Annotated in this window: 3 protein-coding genes; 1 reads left to right on the top strand and 2 read right to left on the bottom strand. The window is 60.5% G+C overall.

The genetic code is table 11. The annotated features are described in order from the left end of the window. Together ABX749_RS30635 and ABX749_RS30630 are read right to left on the bottom strand one after the other, a co-directional pair. Positions 1–507 (bottom strand): hypothetical protein (locus ABX749_RS30635; RefSeq protein WP_372899379.1); only part of this gene is annotated, 507 nt, incomplete at its 3' end. Positions 508–519: 12 nt separating this feature from the next. Continuing rightward, a complete protein-coding gene (locus ABX749_RS30630; RefSeq protein ID WP_372899378.1) occupies positions 520–1,914 on the bottom strand; it encodes a hypothetical protein in 1,395 nt (464 codons plus the stop codon). 42 nt (positions 1,915–1,956) lie between these two features. Between ABX749_RS30630 and ABX749_RS30625 the strand changes: the two genes are divergently transcribed. Continuing rightward, positions 1,957–2,157, top strand: a 201-nt coding sequence (locus tag ABX749_RS30625) for a hypothetical protein (RefSeq protein ID WP_372899377.1), incomplete at its 3' end; no start/stop codon positions are given.

The following is a 2,157-nucleotide window of genomic DNA, read 5'->3' as shown; positions in this document are numbered from 1 at the left end:
GCCCGCCTTCATTTGGGTCCGCAGCGTGTTGAACCGACCGTCGATCGAATCCTGGATCTGTTGCGGATGCATCGGATAGGGCATGACCAAAGTTTTTGCGGCGGGCTCGCGTCCGATCAACATGGCGACGGTGCGTTGTCGGCTGAGGACCCGATCGGCGCGACCGCCGTCGACATCGAGCAGCACCAGCGAGTGCGGCGGAAACGGACGGGACGGTTCGATCCAATTGACATGGGGCATCGCCAGAAAGCGACCGCCATGGGGTTTGTGCGCGATCGCCGCCAACAGCACGCGGCTGCATCGCAGCACGACGGGTGAACCGATCTTGCCGGCCAACGCCGCCAGGCAGGCCAAATGCCGCCCGCCGTCAAACAGCAAATGATCGGCGTAGAGATCCATTCCGATGGTGGCGGCAGAGGATTCCGATGCCAATTTCGCCGGCGAAGCGAGTTGCTGCTCGGCCAGGCGAATGTCAAACGGATAACGAAGCAAGTGTTTTAGTTTCATCTTTGATCCATCCTATCCGGCCAACCGAACCGACGATGACGCATGATCGACGATGCCCATTTCGAGCAACGTGTTCTTTCCAGAGTGGTACGCGGCGATGTGTTTTGCGTGCTGCCGACAGTTTGCAGTGACCTCCGCCAACGTTTCTTCCACCGTGCTCAGCAGTTGAGGAATCTGGTCGACTGATTGATAGATCCAGCCGATCGCGCCGGTCGGTTCGGCGGCGCGAACTTGATCGGCCAGCCAGCAACCGTCCGGGACCATCACGGGGACGCCGCGGATCATCATTTCCAACAAGACGCCACTGCACCGCGCGACGTAACGGTCCGCGTCGTACAGAAACAATCCGATCCCGGCCGTGTCCAGCCAGCCGTGGTAAGCTTCGCTGGTCAAGTTTCCACGCAGGATTTCCATGCCAGCGCTGGTGTCAGGATCCGCTTGGCCCGACGCCAACGAGATGCAGGCGGGTTGCAGCGACGGCGGGATCATCCGCTGCCAACGCTTTTCAGGAAGCTGCATCGACCAAGTGAAACGGCCCGAGCGGAGGTAAGGGGTTTCGATCGATTCGAGCAAGTCGCGAATCAGGTCGCGGCCCTTTTCGGCTCGCGGCATCCCGGCCAACAGGATCTTCGTGCCGGCGGTCGACGAACTCGACGTAGACGCGAGGTGTTCGTTACGGGTGGGATACGGAATCGCGGTCGCGTTCACACCGACGGTCGCCAATTGTTGACACAGTGATTCGGTGGTCGCGTGCAGATGAATCCGGTGACCCTTGATCGCCTCGACCGCTGCGTTGACTTGGCGACCAAAAGCGATCGCGCGTTCGGTCACGGTGGATTCAAACACAGCGAAATGGAACAGGACGTGAATGGTCATCGGGGCCAGCTTGCCCTCTCGCTCCAGTGCTTGGATGGCGTGGGCCAATGCCAAGATTTGAAAGTCGCCGCCCGTGTTGATCACGATTCGGTCGTGCGGCTGGGGAGCAAAGCGTCGAATCGAATCGACGAAGACGGACGACCAGGCTTCGAGCATCGCGCGCGGGCGTCGCGACGGTCGGCAGAGTAGATCGTTCACCGATTGGCGGATCCGGCGGAACAGCGAGCCTCCGATCGGGATCCCGCGAGCGTCTCGCTGGACCAACGAAGGGCCATCGACACCGAGTGACCAATTTTCCATCCGCCGGACTTCGAATCGCGGTTCGATCTCGAGATGTTCTAGTCGCGAATCACCAACGACTTGTGGATTGCGCTGCGGCAACGACGCATGGGTGATCAATCGGGGCTGATAGCCGAGCTGGCGCGCGCCGTCGGCGAGTAGGCTAGCCAGTTCCAAATAGTGGCCGCCGATGTCGCGCACGTTGTCGTCCAGGAACAGGATTCGCGGTGTCATGGGCGGCGGGGTGGACATGGACGATGAGAACGCAAACGCTGTGCGGACCGGGCGACGGAAGTGATTGAGCCGGTCATAGCAATTCCTGACTTTGGCGTCCATGTTGGTTCGCCGAAAGCCCTGGCGGCGTCCGCTATGTCTTTGACCCGAACGTCAATCAGCCCGAAGAATTCCAGCAGTTTTACCGGGCTGACCATCGAAATTTTGATCCACCGATGGCAGCGCGAACCCACCGATGGCAGAGGGCAGATATCCGTGGGT

Origin of the sequence: Stieleria sp. (genome assembly GCF_041595215.1) — a bacterium.
Classification (GTDB): Bacteria; Planctomycetota; Planctomycetia; order Pirellulales; family Pirellulaceae; genus Stieleria; species Stieleria magnilauensis.
This window is presented reverse-complemented; position numbering and strand designations above follow the sequence as displayed.

What these genes read in the sequence shown, in the direction of transcription:
- ABX749_RS30630 (WP_372899378.1), bottom strand. Translation starts at nt 1,914, where the DNA reads ATGTCCACCCCGCCGCCCATGACACCGCGAATCCTGTTCCTGGACGAC.